The 22,281-nt window shown below is 71.3% G+C and carries 18 protein-coding genes; 3 read left to right on the top strand and 15 right to left on the bottom strand.

The window, feature by feature from the left end; translation table 11 throughout:
• Nucleotides 1–21 precede the first annotated feature (21 nt).
• Both nadD and OG207_RS28450 read right to left on the bottom strand, forming a co-directional pair.
• Complete coding sequence (nadD, locus tag OG207_RS28455) at nucleotides 22–639, bottom strand: nicotinate-nucleotide adenylyltransferase (RefSeq protein WP_329102131.1); 618 nt, start codon at nucleotides 637–639, stop codon at nucleotides 22–24.
• 73 nt (nucleotides 640–712) lie between these two features.
• Nucleotides 713–880, bottom strand: a complete 168-nt coding sequence (locus OG207_RS28450; RefSeq protein WP_033224011.1) for a hypothetical protein — start codon at nucleotides 878–880, stop codon at nucleotides 713–715.
• A 140-nt stretch (nucleotides 881–1,020) separates the two neighbouring features.
• Here OG207_RS28450 and OG207_RS28445 point away from each other — a divergent pair, with 140 nt between their 5' ends.
• Nucleotides 1,021–2,109, top strand: coding sequence for a M48 family metallopeptidase (locus OG207_RS28445; protein WP_329102129.1), 1,089 nt, complete (start codon nucleotides 1,021–1,023; stop codon nucleotides 2,107–2,109).
• Here OG207_RS28445 and OG207_RS28440 read toward each other — a convergent pair.
• From OG207_RS28440 to OG207_RS28410, 7 genes are all read right to left on the bottom strand, one after another.
• Nucleotides 2,093–3,289, bottom strand: a complete 1,197-nt coding sequence (locus OG207_RS28440; protein WP_329102127.1) for an SCO2583 family membrane protein — start codon at nucleotides 3,287–3,289, stop codon at nucleotides 2,093–2,095. The genes OG207_RS28445 and OG207_RS28440 overlap by 17 nt on opposite strands.
• Before the next feature lie 68 nt (nucleotides 3,290–3,357).
• Nucleotides 3,358–3,909: an SCO2584 family spore wall biosynthesis protein gene (locus tag OG207_RS28435; RefSeq protein ID WP_329102125.1), complete on the bottom strand. Its 552-nt coding sequence runs from the start codon at nucleotides 3,907–3,909 to the stop codon at nucleotides 3,358–3,360.
• 77 nt (nucleotides 3,910–3,986) lie between these two features.
• Entirely contained in the window at nucleotides 3,987–5,270 is a 1,284-nt protein-coding gene (locus tag OG207_RS28430) for a glutamate-5-semialdehyde dehydrogenase (RefSeq protein WP_329102123.1), read from the bottom strand.
• Between the two features lie 235 nt (nucleotides 5,271–5,505).
• Nucleotides 5,506–5,973: a hypothetical protein gene (locus OG207_RS28425; RefSeq protein ID WP_402695140.1), complete on the bottom strand. Its 468-nt coding sequence runs from the start codon at nucleotides 5,971–5,973 to the stop codon at nucleotides 5,506–5,508.
• A 34-nt stretch (nucleotides 5,974–6,007) separates the two neighbouring features.
• Nucleotides 6,008–7,135, bottom strand: a complete 1,128-nt coding sequence (gene proB / locus OG207_RS28420) for a glutamate 5-kinase (protein ID WP_329102118.1) — start codon at nucleotides 7,133–7,135, stop codon at nucleotides 6,008–6,010.
• 106 nt (nucleotides 7,136–7,241) lie between these two features.
• Complete coding sequence (locus OG207_RS28415; RefSeq protein WP_266596542.1) at nucleotides 7,242–7,673, bottom strand: GtrA family protein; 432 nt, start codon at nucleotides 7,671–7,673, stop codon at nucleotides 7,242–7,244.
• Nucleotides 7,670–8,671 carry a glycosyltransferase family 2 protein gene (locus OG207_RS28410; protein ID WP_329102115.1) on the bottom strand — a complete coding sequence of 334 codons (1,002 nt, stop codon included), beginning with the start codon at nucleotides 8,669–8,671 and terminating at the stop codon, nucleotides 7,670–7,672. Before OG207_RS28410 ends, OG207_RS28415 begins: the two co-directional genes overlap by 4 nt.
• 188 nt (nucleotides 8,672–8,859) lie before the next feature.
• Here OG207_RS28410 and OG207_RS28405 point away from each other — a divergent pair, with 188 nt between their 5' ends.
• Complete coding sequence (locus OG207_RS28405) at nucleotides 8,860–11,739, top strand: bifunctional glycosyltransferase/CDP-glycerol:glycerophosphate glycerophosphotransferase (RefSeq protein WP_329102113.1); 2,880 nt, start codon at nucleotides 8,860–8,862, stop codon at nucleotides 11,737–11,739.
• Nucleotides 11,736–12,908, top strand: coding sequence for a glycosyltransferase (locus OG207_RS28400; protein WP_329102111.1), 1,173 nt, complete (start codon nucleotides 11,736–11,738; stop codon nucleotides 12,906–12,908). The genes OG207_RS28405 and OG207_RS28400 overlap by 4 nt, the downstream gene beginning before the upstream one ends.
• A gap of 124 nt (nucleotides 12,909–13,032) precedes the next feature.
• Here the strand turns inward: OG207_RS28400 and galE are convergent, their stop codons facing one another.
• The 6 genes from galE to OG207_RS28370 all read right to left on the bottom strand — a co-directional run bounded on the left by galE (nucleotide 13,033) and on the right by OG207_RS28370 (nucleotide 22,234).
• The gene (gene galE, locus OG207_RS28395) at nucleotides 13,033–14,046 is read right to left on the bottom strand and encodes a UDP-glucose 4-epimerase GalE (protein WP_329102109.1); all 1,014 of its coding nucleotides are present in this window, start codon (nucleotides 14,044–14,046) and stop codon (nucleotides 13,033–13,035) included.
• A gap of 100 nt (nucleotides 14,047–14,146) precedes the next feature.
• The gene (locus OG207_RS28390) at nucleotides 14,147–15,769 is read right to left on the bottom strand and encodes a glycosyltransferase family 2 protein (RefSeq protein WP_329102107.1); all 1,623 of its coding nucleotides are present in this window, start codon (nucleotides 15,767–15,769) and stop codon (nucleotides 14,147–14,149) included.
• Between the two features lie 70 nt (nucleotides 15,770–15,839).
• On the bottom strand, nucleotides 15,840–17,285 hold the full coding sequence (obgE, locus tag OG207_RS28385; RefSeq protein WP_329102105.1) for a GTPase ObgE: 1,446 nt from the start codon (nucleotides 17,283–17,285) through the stop codon (nucleotides 15,840–15,842).
• Between the two features lie 180 nt (nucleotides 17,286–17,465).
• Entirely contained in the window at nucleotides 17,466–17,720 is a 255-nt protein-coding gene (rpmA, locus tag OG207_RS28380; RefSeq protein ID WP_030013081.1) for a 50S ribosomal protein L27, read from the bottom strand.
• 13 nt (nucleotides 17,721–17,733) lie between these two features.
• Nucleotides 17,734–18,054 carry a 50S ribosomal protein L21 gene (gene rplU, locus OG207_RS28375; RefSeq protein ID WP_030013082.1) on the bottom strand — a complete coding sequence of 107 codons (321 nt, stop codon included), beginning with the start codon at nucleotides 18,052–18,054 and terminating at the stop codon, nucleotides 17,734–17,736.
• 283 nt (nucleotides 18,055–18,337) lie between these two features.
• Complete coding sequence (locus tag OG207_RS28370; protein WP_329102103.1) at nucleotides 18,338–22,234, bottom strand: Rne/Rng family ribonuclease; 3,897 nt, start codon at nucleotides 22,232–22,234, stop codon at nucleotides 18,338–18,340.
• Nucleotides 22,235–22,281 lie beyond the last annotated feature (47 nt).

Raw genomic sequence — 22,281 nt, 5'->3', positions numbered from 1 at the left:
GGGGCCCCTCTCTCCGGAAGCTCAGGCTCCCCGGTACAGCTCACGCTTATCGATGTAGCGCACGACGCCGTCCGGCACCAAATACCAGACGGGATCCCCTTGGGCCACCCTCGCGCGGCAGTCGGTGGACGAGATCGCGAGCGCGGGCACCTCCACCAGGGAGACGCCGCCCTTCGGGAGCCCGTCGTCGGTGAGCACGTGGCCCGGCCGGGTGACTCCGATGAAGTGGGAGAGCGAGAAGAGCTCTTCGGCGTTGCGCCAGGTCAGGATCTGCGCGAGCGCGTCGGCACCGGTGATGAAGAACAGGTCGGCGTCGTCGTTCTGCACCTTCAGGTCCCGCAGGGTGTCGATGGTGTACGTCGGCCCGCCGCGGTCGATGTCGATGCGGCTCACCGAGAACTGGGGGTTCGAGGCCGTGGCGATGACCGTCATCAGGTAGCGGTCCTCGGCCGGCGAAACGGCCCGCTGCGACTTCTGCCACGGCTCGCCGGTCGGCACGAACATCACCTCGTCGAGGTGGAAAAGGGCGGCCACCTCGCTGGCGGCCACCAGGTGTCCGTGATGGATCGGGTCGAATGTCCCGCCCATCACGCCGAGCCGGCGCTTGACCGGACCGGTAGGCATCTCCTGCTCTCCCATGAGCGCAGAGCCTACTGGCCCGGGGGACGCGTCGTTCTCGACGGGTTCGGCCGGATCAGCCTGATCAGCCGGTTCAGCGGTCGCGGTTCAGGCGCGTGGTGACCCAGAGCATCAGCATCAGGATGACGAAGGCACCGCCGCCGGTCAGGTACGGGTTCAGGCTGTCGTGGTTGCCGCCGTGCTGCTCGGCCCCCTCCGAGGCGAGGACGACCAGGTTGTGGGCGGTGGTGGAGAGGCTCATCAGGCAGATACCTATCGAGTCGGGGAGCGGGCGGAGACTTCGCTCACATCGTATGCGGGGGCCTGGGGCACGCTCACGCCGACTCAGGCGTTGGAGAGGATAGACGCAGGGACGAGCAGGTCCATCCAGGGGAGGGCGCAATGACGGAAACAGGGTTCGAGAAGGTGCCGGCACGGGATCGCAGGCGGTTCCCCGGCATCTCGTCACGGGCGTACGAGCATCCGGCGGACCGCTCCGCGCTGGTGGCACTGCGCAAGCTGAGCGGCTTCGACACGGTGTTCAAGGCGCTGAGCGGGCTGCTTCCGGAGCGGAGCCTGCGGCTGATGTTCTTGTCGGAGTCGGTCCGCGTGGGCGAGACGCAGTTCCCGCACCTGTACGCCATGCTGCGCGACGCCTGTTACATCCTGGACCTGGAGAAGGTCCCGCAGATGTACGTGCAGCAGGACCCGAACCCCAACGCCATGTGCATCGGACTGGACGAGCCGATCATCGTGGTGACCACGGGCCTCGTCGAGCTGCTCGACGAGGAGGAGATGCGTGCGGTGGTGGGCCACGAGGTGGGCCACGCCCTGTCGGGGCACGCCGTCTACCGCACGATCCTGCTGTTCCTGACCAACCTGGCGCTGAAGATCGCGTGGATCCCGCTGGGAAACGTGGCGATCATGACGATCGTGACCGCGCTGCGGGAGTGGTTCCGCAAGTCGGAGCTCTCGGCCGACCGGGCCGGGCTGCTGGTGGGACAAGATGTGCAGGCCTCGATGCGGGGGCTGATGAAGATCGCGGGCGGCAATCACCTCCACGAGATGAACGTGGACGCCTTCCTGGCCCAGGCCGAGGAGTACGAGTCGAGCGGCGATCTGCGCGACTCCGTGCTGAAGATCCTCAACCTGCTGCCCCGGACGCACCCCTTCACCACGGTGCGGGCGGCCGAGCTGAAGAAGTGGGCGGAGAGCCGCGACCACCAGCGGATCATGGACGGCCACTACCCGCGGCGGGAGGAGGACAAGGACGCCTCGGTGACCGACTCCTTCCGCCAGTCCGCCGCGCACTACGCCGATGCGGTGCGCACCAGCAAGGACCCGCTGTTCAAGTTCGTCGGTGACCTCGCGGGCGGGGCGGCCGACGTGGGTGGCAAGCTCCGCGACAAGTTCACGGGTGCCGGAGCCGGTGCCGGAACCGGAGCCGGCACCGCTCCGCAGGACAAGGCAGGACCTACGGAGCAGGGCTGACGGGAGCGGCCTGCGGGGGCGAGGGCGGTGTCGCGGGCGGGCTCACGGCCGGGGTCGCGGGCGAGGCCAGGACACCGCACAGCCCGGCCGTGCGCCGCGGTCGGCCGCTGGCGTACGGGTCGCTCGCGGCCGGGCCCACCGTGGTCGGGCCGGCTCCGGCCAGGAGCGGACGGAAGGCCCCGGCCGGGTCGGCGGAGCAGTCCTGCGGCCCGGCCATCACGTAGGCCGAGGCCAGCTCCAGCCGGCGGGCCGTCAGGTCCTCGCGGTCGAAGCGCAGCCGCAGCTCGCGCCGGACGGTGAAGAGCGAGGCGCCGTCGGCCGCGGCCGGGGATCCGGTGGCGGGCCGTACGGCGTAGACGAAGGTGTGGTCGGTGGTGACCTCCAGGACGTCGGGGGCCACCTCCTCGAAGGCGAGCGTGCCGCTCACCCGGACCCGGGGGTCGGCCACGACGGCGGTGTCCCGGTCGAAGCGGACCAGCCAGCCGGTGGCCGCGTGACGGCCGTCGCCGGAGGGCGAGGTCATGCTGCGTTCGAACTGCGCCAGCTGGTCGGGGTCGAGCAGGACGCGCACCGGGCGGGAGGCCGCTCCGGCGAGGATGTCGGGGTCCAGCGAGGACTGCACCAGGTAGTCCTTGGCGATGGACAGCGCGGCGACGACCTGGGCGTCGGTGAAGTGGTGCGTGCGGCGCACGGCGGGCAGCGTGATGCCGGCCGCTCCGACCCGGTAGTCGGCGGCGGGGCTCTTCGCGTACAGCTCGGTGGGGCGCCCGCCGGGCACGTCGGTGGTCGGCGCGAGCGGGACCACGGTGCTGCTGAGCGCCTGGGCGGGTCCCCCGGACGGAGGTACGTAGGGGTTGCGCAGCCCCATGTAGACGGCGAAGGCGAAGGCCGTGGCGATGAGCAGCACGAGCAACATGCCCTGCCGTGCACCCCGGCCGGGGGTGCTGGTCCGGGACGTGGAGCCGCCACCGGACCAGATGGATCGGCTGCGCACGGCACGGGCGTGTTCGCCCATGCGTTCCTGCGCGGAGTACTCCTGGAGCCGGGCGGCACGGACGAAGTCCTCGTCGAACACCACCGACCGGTACTCGTCCGACCGGTACTCGTCCGGCCGGAAGTCGTCGTCGCCCCCGCCCATGCCCTCGGGGGTGCTGTTGGGTGGATCTCCTGGCACGGCCATCGCTTCTCCCCGCTGTCCCCGCTTCAGAGAAGCCCCCAGCTCCGGCGTATGCGAGTGGGGTCGTACCTTCAGGGTTGGCGAACGGAGGGGTACGTAAACGCGCCGACGCCGGTGACTTCACCCCTGGGAGTGCTGGCGGGAGCCGGAGCGGGGTCCGCCTCGCCCGAGGCACTGCGGTACACGGCGCTGAAGGCGAGCGCGACCATGCCGAGGCCCATCAGGAAGGCGAGCACCCACGCGACGGGGCGCAGCCAGGGTGCGCGGCCGCGGTAGGGGCGCAGACTGCCGCCGTAGGCTCCGTACGGACCGTCCGGGTATCCGTAGCCGCGGTCGTGATCCCAGCCGTGGTCGTCGTCGTACCCGTCGGGGTGGCCGTATCCGTAGCTGTCGTGGTCCTCGTCGACCGTCCAGCCGCCGGCCACGGCACGGGCGGCTTCGGCCTCCGCGCGCGCTCGGTCGGCCGCCCGTTGGCGCTCGGCGGCGCTCGGTTCCTGGATCTCGGCGTTCCGGACGAAGTCCTCGTCGAACACCACGGAGGCGAAGTCGAAATCCGCGCCTCCGCGGTCGTCGTCGGGCTCCCCGTCGTCCGGGAACGGCTTGCCCCCCACGTCGTCCGGCACGGCAACAGCCTAGACCTGGGGAGCCGCCTTGGGCAGGGTGTGCGCCGAATTTCGGCCACACCGTGCTGGAGGTGTCACTACCGAACGTGACCGTCGCCGGTGACGATGTACTTGGTGGACGTCAGCTCGGGAAGGCCCATCGGGCCCCTGGCGTGCAGCTTCTGGGTGGAAATGCCGATCTCCGCACCGAAGCCGAACTGGCCACCGTCCGTGAACCGAGTGGATGCATTCACGGCGACCGTGGTCGAGTCGACCAGCTGGGTGAAGCGGCGCGCGGCGGCCTGCGAGGTGGTGACGATCGCCTCGGTGTGACCGGAGGTCCAGCGGCGGATGTGGGTGACGGCGTCGTCGAGGGAGTCCACGACTGCCGCGGCGATGTCGTAGGACAGGTACTCGGCCGCCCAGTCCTCGTCCGTGGCGGGCAGGGCGGTGACCTTGCTGCCTTCGGCGGCGCCGAGGACCCGGGCATCGCCGTGCACGGTGACGCCGGCGTCGGCGAGCGCGTCGAGGGCGCGCGGCAGGAAGGCGTCGGCGATATCGCGGTGGACGAGGAGGGTCTCGGCGGAGTTGCAGACGGAGGGCCGCTGGGCCTTGGAGTTGATGAGGATGTCCACCGCCATGTCCAGGTCGGCCTGGGCATCGACGTAGACGTGGCAGTTGCCGGTACCGGTCTCGATGACCGGGACGGTGGATTCCTCGACCACGGTCTTGATGAGGGAGGCGCCGCCGCGCGGGATGAGCACGTCGACGAGGCCGCGGGCGCGCATCAGCTCGCGGACGGAGTCGCGGGACTCGCCGGGGACGAGCTGGATCGCGTCGGCGGGCAGGCCGACGCTCTCGACCGCGTCCCGCAGGATGGCGACGAGGGCGGTGTTGGAAGAGTACGCGGAGGAACTGCCGCGCAGCAGGACCGCGTTGCCGGACTTGAGGCAGAGGGCGGCGGCGTCGACGGTGACGTTGGGGCGGGCCTCGTAGATGATGCCGACGACGCCGAGCGGGACGCGGATCTGCCGGAGGTCGATGCCGTTGGGGAGGGTGTTGCCGCGGACGACCTCGCCGACGGGGTCGGGGAGGGCGGCGACGTCGCGGACGTCGGAGGCGATGGCGGCGACCCGCTCCCGGGTGAGGGTGAGGCGGTCGATGACGGTCTCGCTGGTGCCGGCGGCGCGGGCCTTGTCCGTGTCCACGGCATTGGCGGCGATGATTTCGGCCGTACGGGCCTCCAGCGCGTCCGCGATCGCCAGCAGGGCGGTGTCCTTGGCGGACCGCGGGAGTGGGGCGATCGCCGCGGCGGCGGTGCGGGACCGCTGCGCGGTGGCGAGGACGGGCGAGGTGGCGGTGGCGGCATCGAGCGAGGTCATGCCGCCCAGGGTAATCCCCCGGCGGTACGCCGCCGTCTGGGTTCCACCCCCCGAGACGGCGGGCGCCGGCCGTCTACGGGGCCGCTGCGCGGGGCCCTCTCCCCGCCCCGCCCTTTCGCCGTTTCCCCGGGCCCTGCCCGGACCTGGTCCTCAATCGCCGGACGGACTGAAAGGTACGCGGGGCTCCACCCCGGACCCAGCTCCTCAAACGCCGGAGGGGCTGAAAGAGCCGGGGCTAGTACGGGTGGACGCCCACCGGGTGGGCCGGGGGCGGGCCGTAGCCCTCCGCCACGCGCTGGTGGTAGGTGGCGCGGTCGATGACCTCCAGGCCGACGATCTCCCAGGGCGGGAGCTGCGCCGAGGAGCGGTGCTCGCCCCACAGGCGCAGGGCGACGGCCGCCGCGTCGTGGAGGTCCCGGGCCTCTTCCCAGTACCGGATCTCCGCGTGGTCCTCGGCGTACCGGCTGGTCAGCAGGAAGGGATGGTCGTGGGCCAGTTGCTCCAGCCCGCGCCGGACCTCGGACAGCCGGGCCGGCTTGCCGGAGACGCTCAGGGTCACGTGCCACAGGCGCGATGCGTGATCCTGCTCCTCCCCGCCACCGCCGCCGTCACCGTCCCCCGTGCCGACGCTGGTCAGCGCTCGTCTCACCAGTCGCCTCCTGTCTCCGCCGCGCGGGTCCGCCCGCCCCTCACAGTTGACCAGTCCACGGGCCGCCGCGCTCCGCTTTTACCGAACCTCAGCCCTCCAGCAGGACGAGATCGTCCCGGTGGACGACCTCCCGCTCGTACGCGGGTCCGAGTTCCCGCGCGAGCTCGCGAGTGGAGCGGCCGAGGAGCTGCGGGAGTTCCTTGGCGTCGAAGTTGACCAGGCCCCGGGCCACGGCGCGGCCGTCCGCGGAGCGCAGTTCCACCGGGTCCCCGGCGACGAAGTCGCCTTCGACCGCCGCGATCCCGGCGGGCAGCAGCGAGCTCCCGCGCTTGGTGACCGCGCGGACGGCGCCGTCGTCCAGGACCAGGTGCCCCTGCGGGGTCGACGCGTGCTGGAGCCAGAGCAGCCGGTCCGCCGAGCGGCGCCCGGTGGCGTGGAACAGCGTGCCGGTCCCCCGTCCGGCCAGCGCGTCGGCGGCCTGGCTCGCGGAGGTCAGCACCACGGGGATCCCGGCCGCGGCCGCGATCCGGGCCGCCTCGACCTTGGTGACCATGCCTCCGGTGCCCACGCCGGCCTTGCCGGCGCTGCCGATGGAGACGTGCGCGATGTCCTCGGGCCCGCGGACCTCTTCGATGCGCGTGGTGCCGGGCTGGGAGGGGTCGCCGTCGTAGAGGCCGTCCACGTCCGAGAGGAGGACGAGGAGGTCGGCACGGACGAGGTGGGCGACGAGGGCCGCCAGCCGGTCGTTGTCGCCGAAGCGGATCTCGTCCGTGGCGACGGTGTCGTTCTCGTTGACCACGGGGAGGGCGCCCATGGCGAGCAGCTGGTCGAGGGTGCGGTAGGCGTTGCGGTAGTGGGCCCGGCGGCTGGTGTCGTCGGTGGTGAGGAGCACCTGGCCGACGCGGACGCCGTACCGGGCGAAGGAGGCGGTGTAGCGGGCGACGAGCAGGCCCTGGCCGACGCTCGCGGCGGCCTGCTGCCGGGCCAGGTCCTTGGGCCGCCGGCGCAGGCCGAGCGGCGAGAGTCCGGCGGCGATGGCTCCGCTGGAGACGAGGACGATCTCCTTCTCGCCTCCGCTGCGGGCCTTGGCGAGGACGTCGACGAGCGCGTCCACCCGGTCCGCGTCGAGTCCGCCGGCCGCGGTGGTCAGGGAGGAGGAGCCGACCTTGACCACGATCCTGCGGGCGTCCACGACACCTTGCCTAGCCGCTGACACGTCTGTCCCCTTGCCCCTTGCCGAAATGCCCGTCGGCGAAATGCGCGTCGCCGAGATGCCTGCCGTCTCAATCTACGGGGTGGGCGCGCGGGGCTGCGCGGGGGTTTCAGACCCTGGACGAGGACCCCGCCTCCACGACGGGGGCCTCCTCGGCCCGGGCGGCACCCGGGACGAGGATCTTGCGGGAGAGCAGGAAGGTGAACGGGATGGCCACGACCGCTGCGACCAGGGGGGCGATCCGGGTGTCCATCCCGGCCCAGGTCACCAGCGCGTAGAGGCCGACGGACTGGATGACGAAGTTGGTGATGTTCGTCAGCGGGAAGAGGAAGAACTTCTTCCAGGTCGGCCGGGTCCGGTAGGTGAAGTAGGTGTTCATGAAGAACGAGCCGACCATCGCCAGGACGAAGGCGAGGGAGTAGGCGGCGAAGTACGGCATCCACGGGTGCAGGAGCAGGTAGATGACGAAGAAGGTGCCGGTGTTGACTCCGCCCACGAGGGCGAATCTGAACACCTGGCCGAGCTGGTCCTTGCGGCTCATCGGGCGCTGCGCTCCACGATCGTAGGCTCTGCGACCGGGGCCGCCGGCCGGTCGTCGGTCCGCGGGAGCGGCTGTGCTCCGTGCGCTTCCTTCACCAGGAAGTGCGGCCTGCGCTTGGCCTCGTAGTAGATGCGGCCGATGTACTCGCCGATCAGGCCCAACATGATCAACTGTACGCCGCCCAGGCCTGTGATGATGGCCACGAGGGTGACGTACCCCGGGGACTCGACGCCGTTGGTGATCGCCATGATCGTGATCCACAGGGCGTACAGGCCGGTCAGGGCGACCAGCGACACGCCGAACCAGATCCCGATGCGCAGCGGCTTGTTGTTGAAGGAGATCAGGCCGTCCATGCCGTAGTTCAGCAGGGCGCCGAACTTCCACTTCGTCTCGCCGGCCTCGCGCTGCGCGTTGCGGTAGTCGAAGTGGACGGTGTCGAAGCCGATCCAGGAGAACAGCCCCTTGGAGAAGCGGTTGTACTCCGGCAGCGACAGCAGGGCGTCCACGGCCGGGCGCGAAAGCATGCGGAAGTCACCGACGCCGTCGGTGAGCTCCACGTCGACCCAGCGGTTGACGCCCCGGTAGTAGAGGCTGCTGAGGGCGGAGCGGAGCTTCTTGTCGCCCTCGCGCGTGCGGCGGGCGATGATCTGGTCGTGTCCCTGCCGGTAGTGCTCCAGCATGGTCGCGATGAGCTCCGGCGGGTGCTGGAGGTCCGCATCCATGATCACTACGGCGTCGCCCGTGGCCTCGCGCAGACCCGCGAGCATGCCGGCCTCCTTGCCGAAGTTCCGGCTGAAGGAGACGTAGCGGGTCTCTTCGCCGTGTTCGGCGGCGATCTTCCGGAGCTTGTCGAGGGTGCCGTCGCGGCTTCCGTCGTCGACGTAGCAGACCTCGTACTCGACGGGGAGGGCGTCCAGGACCCTCCGGATCTCCACATCGAAGCTGTCGATGACGGCTTCTTCGTTGAAGCAGGGGACAACTACGGACAGCTTCGTCATGAACACTTCCTGCTGGATCCGAACGGGTGATTGTCGGCGGCCGGACCCTCCTCACACCTCTTCCTTAGAAGTATGCACGGCGAGGGTCGAGCGGGAGTCGGGCTGCGGGAGTCGAGGGCGGCACACGGTAGCGTGGACGAGATAAGCGGAATCAGCTGAACGAAACGAAACGAAACGAAGGGATCGAGGTGCACGTGCCCGACGTCTCCGTGGTCGTCATCGTCTACAACGACGCAGAGCGTCTGCCGACAGCAGTCCGGTCGGTTCTGGACCAGACCCTGCACAGCGTCGAAGTCGTGATCGTCGACGACTGCAGCAAGGACCGCTCGTACGCGGTCGCCCAGGAACTGGAATCTGCACATCCGGGGAGGGTGCGCGCCTTCCAGCTGCCGGAGAACAGCGGCGGCTGCGGTGCGCCGCGCAACCACGGCATCCAGCAGGCCACCGGAACGTACGTGATGTTCCTCGACAGCGACGACGTGCTGGAGCGCAACGCCTGCCGGAACATGCTGGACGCCGCCGAGCGGACCGGATCCGACCTGGTCGCGGGCATGTGCGTACGCGTGCACCTCGACAACCGGTGGGGCAAGACCACCGAGTGGTACCCCTGGATCTACTCGCGCACCCGCACCCTGGAGTCGATCACCGAGTATCCCGACCTGCTGGTCTACGACACCCTCTCCACGAACAAGTGCTACCGGCGCGCGTTCCTGCTGGAGCAGGGACTGGAGTTCCCGGTCGGCATCCACTACGAGGACCTGCTGTTCTCCGCGCAGGCCTACGTGGCCGCCCGCCGCATCACGCTGATCCCGAACCACGTCTACTACTGGAACGTGGTCGAGAAGGCCGCGGCCCTGTCGATCAGCAACCGGCGCCACGAGATCGCGAACTTCGTCCACCGGATGGAGATCCACCGCCGCGTCGACGCCCTGTTGGCCGAAAAGGGCCACACGGACATCAAGTCCGCGAAGGACGCCAAGTTCCTCAAGCACGACCTCGTCCTGCACCTGCGCGACCTGCCGCTGCTGAGCGACGAATACCGCCAGGAGTTCGCCCGCCTCGCCAACGGCTACCTGGAGGGGATCGACCCGGCGGCGTACGAGAACGTCACGTACCTCCAGGCGATCTGCGCGTACCTGCTGGGCAAGGAGGACTGGGACAACCTGCTCCCGGCCGCCGACGCCATGACCAACAAGGGCCGGCTCACCTCCCCCCTCGCCGAGCGCGACGGGCGCGTCTACTGGTGCGCGCAGCACATCGACGGTCCCGACGGTGCCGAGGCCCGCCGGATACTGGACGTCACCGAGCAGGCCTTCCACACCACGCCGCTCACCTCCCTCACCCTGGGCAACCGGCTCACCTCCTACGAGGACGACGGCCGCGGCACGGTCACCCTGTCCGGCTCCGTGGTGAACCCGCTGGGCCGGATCCCGGCCGACGCGGCGCTGAAGGCCACGCTGGAGTTCCGGGCCCGCCGGCAGATCGGCGTGCGCTCCTTCAGCTTCCCGGTGGAAACCGTCCGCCACGCCGGTGACACGATCGAGTGGACCGGCACCGCCGACGTCGCGAGCACGGTCCGTCCGCTCGGCATCATCGACGCCGTCTGGGACGTCCGCCTCAAGCTGACCGCGGGCGGCGAACGGATCACCACCCGTGTCGCGATCGGCGGGGTCGACCTGGAGTCGGCGGCCCGGCTGCGCGTGCGCCCGCGGCTGACCCGGTTGGTCTCCGACCGCTTCGGGCCCCAGATGACCAAGAAGGGCAATCTCAGCTACGTGCTGAGCGCCGAGGGCGCCGCCGCCGTCCGCACCCAGTCGCTGATCAACAACGCCATACAGGGCAAGGCGGCCGGCGTGGTCAAGCGGGGCCTGCGCAAGGCACTGCGGGCCCGCCGCAACATGGGCTCCGGCGAGCAGAAGGTGAAGGTCTACCACGAGGTCTTCTCGAAGCTGCCGATCAAGAAGGGCACGGTCGTCTTCGAGAGCCACATGGGCAAGCAGTACAGCGACAGCCCCAAGGCGATCTACGAGGAGCTGGTCCGCCAGGGCGCGCCGTTCGAGGCGATCTGGTCGTACGCGGGCGCCAAGCCCACCGGCTTCCCCAAGGAGGCCACCCTGGTCAAGCGCTGGAGCTGGCCGTACCTGCGCGCCCTCGCGCAGGCCGAGTACTGGGTCGACAACCAGGGCTTCCCGCTGGCGCTGGCCAAGCGCCCGGGCACCACGTACATCCAGACCTGGCACGGCTCGGCGCTCAAGCGGATGGGCTTCCACGAGCCCCGGACCAAGGCGCAGGGCCGGGCCGGCCAGGCCCGTTTCCAGGCGGCCGTGGACCGCTTCGACCACTTCCTGATCCGCTCCGAGCACGACACCCGCACCCTCGCCAAGGGCTTCCGGCTGCGCGACGAGGTGCTGCTGCGCACGGGCTACCCGCGCAACGACGCCCTCGTCGAGGTGCACCGGGCCGAGTCGAACAGCGGTGAGCGGGTGCGCGGGCCCCTCGCGGGCGAGCTCGGCATCGACCCGGACAAGAAGGTGCTGCTGTACGCGCCGACCTTCCGGGCGGGCGCGGACGGCGCGGTGGAGGGCTTCGACTTCCCCTTCGACGTGGAGGAGTTCGCGGACCGGCTCGGCGACCGCTTCACGCTGCTGGTGCGGACCCACTACCTCAACAGCGTCTCGCTGCCGCCGTCCGTCGCGGGCCGCGTCATCGACGTGTCCCGGCACCACGACATCACCCCGCTGCTGGCCCTCGCCGACGGTCTGATCACCGACTACTCGTCCGTGATGTTCGACTACGCGGTCCTGGACCGGCCGATGCTGTTCTTCGCGTACGACTACGAGAAGTACGCCACCGACATCCGCGGCACGTACTTCGACCTGAAGGAGAAGGCCCCGGGCCCGGTGGTGGCCACGGCGGACGAACTCCTCCAGGCCCTCGCGGCCTTCGAGGAGGCCGACGTCAAGTACGCCCAGGCACGGCAGCGTTTCCTCGCCGAGTTCGGCGAGTACGACCGCGGGGACGCAGCCCGCCAGATCGTAGAGAAGTTCTTCACCAGGAGCGGCAAGTGAGCCAGCAGACCGCCACCCCGGGCGGCCGTGACATCTTCATCGTCTCCAACAACGTCGACGAGATCGGCGGCGTGACCACCTGGTCGCACCAGATGGCCCGGCAGTTCACCGATCGCGGCCACCGGGTGCACATCGTGGGCATCGCCCCGGTCGCCGACGACATCCGGCAGAAGCTGCCGCAGGGTCTGCCGTACGAGATGACCACGCTCTACGACGCACACCCGCCGTCGGCCCGCCGGCTGCGCGGGATCAAGGGCCGGCTGAACGCGCCCGAGCGGCGCCGCCAGGCAGCCCGGCGGGCGCAGATGCGGGTCAAGGCGGAGCGGCTGAGCGAGCTGCTGCGGGCAGCCCGTCCGGGCGGTGTCGTCATCGTCACCCAGGTCTGGGCGATGGAGTGGGTGGCGCTCGCCGACACCAAGGGGCTCACCGTCATCGGGATGAGCCACGAGTCCTTCGAGGCCAGCCAGAAGTCCACCCGCGGGGAGCGGGTCCGCCGCTTCTACCCGCAGGTCGACCGGCTGCTGGTGCTCACCGCCGAGGACGCGGACCTGTGGATCCGGGCCGGCATGGAGAACGTGGGGAGCATGCCGAACCCGCTGCCCTTCATGCCCGACTCCCCCGCGCCCCGCACGGAGAAGGTCGTGGCGTGCGTCGGCCGCCTCGCCTTCGAGAAGGGCGTCGACCTGCTGCTCGACACCTGGGCGGACGTCGCACCGCACCACCCCGACTGGACCCTGCGGATCTACGGGGCGGGCACGGAGGAGGCGACGCTGAAGGCGTACTGCACCTCGCTGGGCCTGGACGACTCCGTGGAGTGGATGGGAAGCACCGCCGACGTACTGGGCGCCCTGCGCGGAGCCTCGGTCTTCGCCCAGGCCTCACGGGCCGAGGGCTTCCCGATCACGCTGCTGGAAGCGATGGCGGCGGGCGTGCCGCCGGCCGCCTTCGACTGCGCGCCGGGCGTACGGGAGATCGTCGAGCACGGCGAGGACGGGCTGCTGGCCCGGCTGGGCAACACGATGGAGCTGGCCGGCCACCTGCGCGAGCTGATGTCCGACCGGGAGCTGCGCGACCGGCTCGGGGACAACGCCTTCCGTTCGGTCAAGCGGTACTCCAGCCCCGAGATCACCGACCGGTGGGAAGAGCTGTTCTCCTTCCTGGAGCGCTGACCGCCGCCCGCTCCCCGGCACGTATGTGAAGCAGCAGCCCGCCCCGGACGCGTCCGGGGCGGGCTGCTGCTTCACATACGGCACGTGCGGCACGTACGGCACGTACGGATCGGCTTCCGCCCGGTCAGGGCTTGTGGACGTCCCGGTGGGCGTCCTTGCGGGCCACCTTGTTGGCCTCCCAGCCCGCCCAGGCGGAGACGACCATCTCGCGGACGTCGTGCCGGGCCTTCCAACCCAGCTCCCCGGTGATCTTGTCGGCCGAGGCCACGACCTTCGCCGGGTCGCCCGGGCGGCGCGGGCTGATCACGGGGGCGATGTCGTGCCCGGTGTTCTCGTTCATGAGCTCGACCATCTCGGCGACCGATACGCCCTCGCCGCGCCCGATGTTGACGGTGAGGTCCTTGTGGTCGCCGGCCGCGGCCCACTCGGCCAGCTTGCGGGCGGCCGCCACATGGGCCTCCGCGAGGTCCTCGACGTGGATGTAGTCGCGGATGCAGGTGCCGTCGGGGGTCGGGTAGTCGTCACCGAAGATCTTGGCGCCCTGGCCGGCGTCGTAGCGCTCGAAGACCATCGGGACCAGGTTGAAAACGCCGGTGTCGGCGAGCTCCGGGGTCGCGGCGCCCGCCACGTTGAAGTAGCGCAGGCAGGCGGTGGAGATGCCGTGCGCCCTGCCCGCGGCGCGCACCAGCCACTCTCCGGCCAGCTTGGTCTCGCCGTAGGGGCTCAGCGGCTTGCACGGGGTGTCCTCGGTGACCAGGTCCACGTCGGGCATGCCGTAGACGGAGGCGGAGGAGGAGAAGAGGAAGTTGCGGACGCCCGCGTCGGCCACGGCCTGGAGCAGGACGGCCAGGCCCTGCACGTTCTCGTGGTAGTAGTACATCGGCTTCTCGACGGACTCGCCGACCTGCTTCTTGCCCGCCAGGTGCACCACGCCGGTGATCTTGTGCTTGCGGATGACCTCCTCCACGGCCAGCCGGTCGAGGACGGAGCCGACCACCAGCGGGACGCCTTCCGGTACGCGGTCCTCGTCGCCCGTGGAGAGGTCGTCGAAGACGACGACCTCCTCCCCCGCGAGCCGCATCGCGCGGACGACGTGCGCGCCGATGTATCCGGCGCCACCGGTGATCAGAAACGTCATGTGTGTCTCCTTGGTCCTGTCCGACTTCTTGGTCCTGTCCGACTTCGGGATCGAGGGCGCGGCGGTGTGCAGGCCTGCGGCCGGGACCGCCTACGGGGCCTCAGCCCGCCCCACGGCCCGCCCGGGCCCGGTCGAGGCGGTTGCGCACGAGGTACAGCGCGCCCTCGGCGCCGGGCGCGAGGCGCAGCGCGAGGGCGCCGGCCCCCGTCCGGTAAGGCTGCGCCAGCAGCACACCGTACCGGCTGCTGGGCAGCGCCCGACGGCGAAGCAGTCGGCCCCGGGGGCGCAAGGAGGTGAACACCGAGCTCCCGTCGGCACACTGCACGCCCACCCCGACGTTCCACGCCTGCATCCTGCGCACCCCCTGGCGGCGGCCCGTGACGGCCAAATCGGCGAGGCGGAACGGCAGCACGGCGATCCAGCCGCCGCTGCGGTCGGGGTCGGAGTGCAGCTCGACCGGCTGCGCGAAGACCGCCTCGCCGCCCGCACGGAGCTTGAAGCTCAGCTGCGCGGTGACGGGCCCGGCCTCGGCGAGGCGCCCGTACAGGTCGTGCACGCGGATCCGGACGGCGGCGCGGCCGGCCGGTTCGGCGTCGACGGTGACGGGCAGCTCGCCGACCGGCAGCGCGGAGAGACCCGCCAGCTCGACCGGGAGCTCCTCGCTCCACACCGGAACTCCGGTGGGACCGGTCGCGTACGGGGGCAGCAGCCGCGGCGGTTCGGCGGCCAGCCGGGTGAGCCGCTCGACATCGGCGGGCGGGGTCGCGGTGGCGCGCAGCACGGAAACGATCCAGCGGGCGTGGGCCGCGGCGGACTCGATGTCGGCCTCGGGGAAGGTGTCGACGTATTCGCGGGTCAGGGTCCACCAGGCGGCCTGGTACTCGGGGTCCCGGCCGAGCTCGCGCAGGTACATGCGCAGGTCGTACTCGAGGAACTTCACCCGGCAGGCGCTGCCCAGCACCGGGGAGGCCTCGGCGAGGATCCGGGCGGCCGTGCGGTGGGCCTCGATGCGGGAGCGCCAGTTCCCGACGTCCTTGCGGTCCAGGGAGATCGACACCTGGGCCGCGCTGCGGCGCACGTGCCAGACGTAGACGAGGTCGCCGGTGACGGCGATGCGGGGGGCCGCGGCGAGCACGCGGGCGGTGAAGACGAAGTCCTCGTAGATGAACCGGCCATCGGGGAAGCGCAGGCCGTGCTCCTGGAGGAAGGCGCGCTCGTACAGCTTGTTGACGCAGAGGGTGTCGCGGACGAGCTCGGGCCGGTCCACCGGCCGCTCGATCACCTCGCCCGGCGTGTGCAGCCCCGGCATCCACGGGACGTCGTGGTGCTGGGGTAGCTCGCGCCGTACCGCCGCGCCGACGGTGACCGGGGCGCGGTGTTCCTCGGCGGTGCGCACGAGGGCTTCGGCGGCCCCCGGCGGCAGGACGTCGTCGCTGTCGAGGAAGAGCACGTACCGGCCGGAAGCAGTCGCGATCCCGTCGTTGCGCGGGGTGCCGCACCCCCCGCTGTTCTCCGTCCGGTGCACGACCTTGAGGCGGGGGTGCTCTGCGGCCAGTTCGTCCAGCACCCGTGCGGTGCCGTCGGACGAGGCGTCGTTCACCGCGATGACCTCGGCGACCACCGGGCCCTGGGCGAGGGCCGAGGAAACGGCCTCGCCCACGAGACCGGCGTCGTTGTACGCGATGACCACGACGGACACGGTGGGTAGGTTGCTGCTGTTCACCCGGAAGATCCTAGGCGACCCACGTAAAGGCGCATTCAAACCTTCCGGGCACAAGTCCCTCGCGAGGGGATCAGAACGGCCGGAATTCGTCGTATTCCTGCTGCGCCGAGTCCCCGCGCTTGGCTTCCTTCTCCTTGCGGCGCGTCGTGGCCGGGCGCGGCGCGTCCATCCGGTGGTCCTCGCCGCGGCGGCCCAGCATCTCGGCGCCGGCCATCATGGTCGGCTCCCAGTCGAAGACGACCGCGTTCTCGTCGGAGCCGATGGCCACGCCGTCACCGGCGCGGGCGCCGGCCTTCTTGAGCGCGTCCTCGACACCGAGGCGGTTGAGGCGGTCGGCCAGGTAGCCGACGGCCTCGTCGTTGTTGAAGTCGGTCTGGCGGACCCAGCGCTCCGGCTTCTCGCCGCGCACCTTGTAGACGTCCTCGACCTCGTCGTAGGTGACGGTGAAACCGGCGTCGTCCACGGCCTTCGGGCGGATGACGATGCGGGTCGCCTCCTCCTTCGGCTTGCGGGCGCGGGCCTTGGCGATGACCTCGGCGAGGAAGTAGGAAAGCTCCTTCAGACCCGTACGGGCGACCGCGGAGACCTCGAAGACCTTGTAGCCGCGGGCCTCCAGGTCCGGGCGGACCATGTCGGCGAGCTCCTGGCCGTCCGGGATGTCGACCTTGTTGAGGACGACGAGGCGCGGACGCTTCTCCAGGCCGCCGCCGTAGAGCTTGAGCTCCTCCTCGATGACGTCGAGGTCGGCGATCGGGTCGCGGTCGGACTCCAGCGTGGCGGTGTCCAGGACGTGCACCAGCACCGAGCAGCGCTCGACGTGCCGCAGGAACTCCAGGCCCAGGCCACGGCCCTGGCTGGCGCCGGGGATCAGACCCGGGACGTCGGCGATCGTGTAGACCGTGGAACCGGCCGTGACGACGCCCAGGTTCGGGACGAGGGTGGTGAAGGGGTAGTCCGCGATCTTCGGCTTGGCGGAGGAGAGCACCGAGATCAGCGAGGACTTGCCGGCGCTCGGGAAGCCGACCAGCGCCACGTCGGCGACGGTCTTGAGCTCCAGGACGATGTCGCCGGTGGTGCCGGGGACACCGAGGAGCGCGAAGCCGGGGGCCTTGCGGCGGGCGGAGGAGAGCGCGGCGTTGCCGAGACCGCCGCGACCGCCCTCGGCGGCCACGTAGGTGGTTCCCTGGCCGACCAGGTCCGCGAGGACGTTGCCCTCCTTGTCGAGGACGACGGTGCCGTCCGGCACGGGCAGGACCAGGTCCTGGCCGTCCTTGCCGGAGCGGTTGCCGCCCTCGCCGGGCTTGCCGTTCGTGGCCTTGCGGTGGGGGCTGTGGTGGTAGTCCAGCAGCGTGGTGATCGCCTGCTCCACCACCAGGATGACGTCGCCGCCACGGCCGCCGTTTCCACCGTCGGGGCCGCCGAGCGGCTTGAACTTCTCCCGGTGAACGGAGGCGCAGCCGTGGCCCCCGTTACCCGCGGCGACGTGCAGCTCGACGCGGTCCACGAAGGTGGTCATGGGTGTTCCTCCAGATACATACGGGAATGTCCCGGGCAGGACGTATGACTACCCCTGCCCATTAAAACGTGGTCTGTATGACAACGCGCCGAGGGCGGACCTCTCTTCCCGGCTTGCGCCGGGAAGAGCTGAGATCCGCCCTCGGGAAGTTACGAACGCGCTAGATCAGCAGGAGCTGGATCAGGCGGCCGGAACGATGTTGACGACCTTGCGGCCACGGTGCGTGCCGAACTCGACCGAACCGGCCTGCAGCGCGAACAGCGTGTCGTCGCCACCACGACCGACACCCGAACCCGGGTGGAAGTGGGTGCCGCGCTGGCGGACGAGGATCTCACCAGCGGAAACGACCTGACCGCCGAAGCGCTTCACGCCGAGCCGCTGGGCATTGGAGTCGCGCCCGTTCCGGGTGGACGATGCGCCCTTCTTGTGTGCCATGTCTCAGTCCCTCTTACTTCGCAGCCGCGGGGATACCGGTGACCTTGATCGCCGTGTACTGCTGGCGGTGACCCTGGCGACGGCGGTAGCCGGTCTTGTTCTTGTAGCGCAGGATGTCGATCTTGGCGCCCTTGTGGTGGTCCACAACCTCGGCCGTGACCTTGATGCCGGCCAGGACCCACGGGTCGCTGGTCACGGCTTCGCCGTCGACAACGAGCAGGGTCGAGAGCTCGACCGTGTCGCCAACCTTGGCAGTGGAAATCTTGTCAACCTCAACGATGTCGCCGACAGCAACCTTGTGCTGGCGACCACCGCTGCGCACGATGGCGTACACGCGGATCTCTCTCTCACTCGGGACGGATGCTCCTGAAGCCAGCCGCTCAGGCAAGCCCCGCCGAGAAGACGGAACCGCACCGATCCGGATTGGACGAGCGGCCTCTCGCGCCCGCCGCTTGCGCGTGCGGAACGTGAGGAAGGTGCTCAGGAGCGCGGCGCTCTCTAAGACACGCCGACGGTCTAGGTTACGGGGCCGGTTCCGGAGGGTCAAACCGGGCCCGTACGGCCGTGGGCCCCGCCACTCGGCGGGGCCCACGGACGCTGTGTCACTCAGCGGTGGATCAGGCTTCGGTCGGAGCCGACACGGACGGAGGCGTCTGCTGCTCCGCCGCCGCGGTCTTCTTCGTCGCCCGCTTCGCCGCGGTCTTCTTGGTCGTGGCCGCCTTCTTGGCCACGGTCTTCTTGGCGGCCGCCGCCTTCTTGGCCGGGGCCTTCTTCGCCGCGGTCGCCTTCTTGGCCGGGGCCTTCTTGGCGGCCTTCTTGGCCGGTGCGGCTTCCTCGACCGCCGGTGCGGCTTCCTCGGCGGGCGCCTCGGCTGCCTCCTCGGCGGGCGACGGGGCCTCGACGACCACCACGGCGGCCTCTGCCGCGCCGGCCGGGGAACCGGCGGGCGCGGTGGCCTTGCGGGTGGCACGACGGCGCGGACGGGCCGGAGCGGCCTCCGCGACGGGGGCCTCCTCGACCTCGGCGACGGCGACGGCCTCGGGCTCCGGCTCGACGACGGGCTCCGGCTCCGGCACGACGACCGGCTCCGGCTCCGGTGCCACCTCGGCCGCGGGGGCCGGGGCGCCCGCCGGCGCGGTGGCCTTACGGGTCGCGCGGCGACGGGTACGGCCCTTCGGCGCGGCCTCCTCGACCGTCTCCACGACCTCCGCGACCGGGGCGGCCGGGGCGGTCTCGGCGACGAACTCGGGAGCGGGCTCCAGCACCGTCTCGGCCGGCTCGGTCACCGGCTCGTCCACGACCACGGGGGCCGGGGCCTGCACCGGAGCCTGGGCCGGGGCGACCGCACCGCGCGGGGCGCCCGCCGGAGCGGTGGCCTTACGGGTGGCACGGCGCCGGTTGCGGCGACCGCTGATGCCCGCAGCGGCCTCGGCCTCGGCCGGGCTGCTGTAGAGCTCCTCGTCCGCGACGAACTCCGGCTCGGGCAGGGCGCGCGGCGCGGCCGCCTCGGCAGCCACCTCCGCCTCGGACTCGAAGGCCTCGGGCTCGACCGCCTCGACCGTCTCGACCTCGTGGTCGTGCTGGTCGAACTCGGCACGGCCGCCGCGGCGCTTGGAGCGCTTGCCGTTGCCACCGCCACCGATCGCGGTCGGCTGCTCCATGTGCACGATGACACCGCGGCCGTTGCAGTGGACGCAGGTCTCGGAGAAGGACTCCAGCAGACCCTGGCCCACCCGCTTGCGGGTCATCTGGACCAGGCCCAGCGAGGTGACCTCGGCCACCTGGTGCTTCGTACGGTCGCGGCCCAGGCACTCCAGCATGCGCCGCAGGACCAGGTCGCGGTTGGACTCCAGGACCATGTCGATGAAGTCGATGACGACGATGCCGCCCAGGTCGCGCAGCCGCAGCTGGCGCACGATCTCCTCGGCCGCCTCCAGGTTGTTCCTGGTGACGGTCTCTTCGAGGTTGCCGCCCTGACCGGTGAACTTGCCGGTGTTGACGTCGATGACGATCATCGCCTCGGTCTTGTCGATCACAAGCGAGCCGCCCGAGGGCAGCCACACCTTGCGGTCGAGCGCCTTGGCGAGCTGCTCGTCGATCCGGTACGTCGCGAAGACGTCGACCTCGGAGGTCCAGCGGGACAGCCGGTCGGCCAGGTCCGGGGCCACGTGGTTCACGTAGCCGTGGATGGTCTCCCAGGCGCCGTCGCCGCTGACGATGACCTTCGAGAAGTCCTCGTTGAAGATGTCGCGCACGACGCGGACGGTCATGTCCGGCTCGCCGTACAGCAGGCTCGGCGAAGAGGTCGAGATCTGCTTCGACTTCTTCTGGATGTCCTCCCACTGGGCCTGCAGACGCTCGACGTCGCGGCGCAGCTCGTCCTCGCTCGCGCCCTCGGCGGCGGTGCGCACGATGACGCCCGCGTCCTCGGGGACGATCTTCTTGAGGATGGTCTTCAGACGCGCGCGCTCGGTGTCGGGCAGCTTGCGGCTGATGCCGGTCATCGAGCCCTCGGGCACGTAGACCAGGTAGCGGCCGGGCAGCGAGACCTGGCTGGTCAGGCGGGCGCCCTTGTGGCCGATCGGGTCCTTGGTGACCTGCACCAGGACCGACTGGCCGGACTTGAGGGCGGACTCGATGCGGCGCGGCCCGTTGGCCATGCCGAGCGCCTCGAAGTTGACCTCACCGGCGTACAGGACGGCGTTTCGGCCCTTGCCGATGTCGATGAAGGCGGCCTCCATGGACGGCAGCACGTTCTGGACCTTGCCCAGGTAGACGTTGCCGACGTACGACGTGGCCTCTTCCTTGTTGACGTAGTGCTCGACGAGCACGTTGTCCTCGAGGACGCCGATCTGGGTGCGCTCGCCGGCCTGGCGGACGACCATGACGCGCTCGACGGCCTCGCGGCGGGCCAGGAACTCGGCCTCGGTGATGATCGGCACCCGGCGGCGGCCCTGCTCGCGGCCCTCGCGGCGGCGCTGCTTCTTCGCCTCCAGGCGGGTCGAGCCCTTGATGGACTGGACCTCGTCGGAGGACTCGGTCTTCTCCCGCGCGGGGCGCGGCTCGCGGACCTTGACGACGGTGCGCACGCCGTCCTCGTCGCCCGCTTCGGCGGTCTCGGCCGGGCCCTCGCCACTACGGCGACGGCGGCGACGGCGACGGCGGCTGGAGCTGGAGCCGAGGGCCTCGTCGGCCTCCTCGTCCTCTTCCTCCTCGGCGTCCCGCTCGGCGGTCTCCTGCTCGGCGGCCTCGGCCTCGTCCTCGGCGGACTCGTCGAGGTCGGCGGCCTCACCGCGACGGCGACGACGGCCACCGCGACGACGGCGGCGCGACGGGCGCTCGCCCGACTCGTCGCCCTCTTCGAACTCGGCGGACTCCTCGTCGAGCTCGGCGGCCTCGGCCTCCGGCTCCTCCGCGAGCACCTCGGGGAGGGAGACCGGGGCGGTCTCGGCGACCGGAGCGGCCTCGGCGGCGCCGCGCCCACGGCGCCGGCGGCGACCGGCGGGCTGTGCGACGGGAGCCGCGGTGACCTCGGCCTCGAGCTCGGTCTCCTCTTCCTCCTCGACCTCTTCGGCCGGGGCGGCGGCGCGAGCGGCAGCGGCGGCCATGGCAGCGGTCTCGGGGGTCTGGAACATCGGCTCGGCGAAGACCGGGGCCTGGAAGACGGCCACGGCGGGACGAGCGGCGCGGCGGGCGCGGGCCGGAGCAGCGGGCTCGGCGCTCTCGGCGACGGGCTGCGGGGCGGCGGCCGGAGCGGCGGAGCGGGTGGCGCGGCGGCGGCCGCCGCGCTTGGGCGAGTCCACGGCGTCGGCGACGGTCACGGCGCGGGCGGCCTTGGGGGCCTCCTCCACGACGGGCGCCGGCTCGGCGGCGGGAGCCTCGGCCACGGCAGCGGCCTCGGTGGCCGGAGCGGCGACGGCGCGGGTGGCACGACGACGGGCACGCGGCGCCGGAGCAGCCGGAGCCTCTTCCACCACGGGCGCCGGAACCTCGACTGCCGGAGCCTCGACCACGGCCGCAGCCTCAGTGTCCGGAGCCGCGACAGCGCGGGTGGCACGACGACGGGCACGCGGCGCCGGAGCAGCCGGAGCCTCCTCCTCGACCACGGGCGCCGGAGCCTCGGCGGCGGGAGCCTCCGGAGCGGCGACGGCGCGGGTGGCACGACGGCGGGTGCGCGGGGCCGGAGCGGCCGGAGCCTCTTCGACGACCGGCGCGGCCACGGGCTCGGCGGCCGGGGTCTCGGCGACGACGGCCTCGGCGGCCGAGGTCGCCGGGGCGGCCACGGCGCGGGTCGCGCGGCGGCGGGGGCGAGCGGGGGCGGCGGCCGGAGCGGCCTCTTCTGCGGGGGAGGCCGGGGCGGCCTCGGTCACCGGGGCCGTCTCGGCGACGGCGCCACCGGGCGGGCCCGCGGGCCGGGAGGCGGCACGGCGGCGACGGCGCGGCGGCAGGTTGTCGCTGGGGCTGCCGTTGTCGGCGCTACCAGCAGGAGTGATGTCGTTTTCGTTGTTGAGCATTGCGGGCGGTTCTCCCGTCACGCTCCCGGGCGCCGCGGCTGACTTCC

It is taken from the genome of Streptomyces sp. NBC_01439 (assembly GCF_036227605.1).
Lineage (GTDB): Bacteria > Actinomycetota > Actinomycetes > Streptomycetales > Streptomycetaceae > Streptomyces.
The sequence above is the reverse complement of the archived record's forward strand: the minus strand, read 5'-3'. Positions and strand labels throughout refer to the sequence as shown.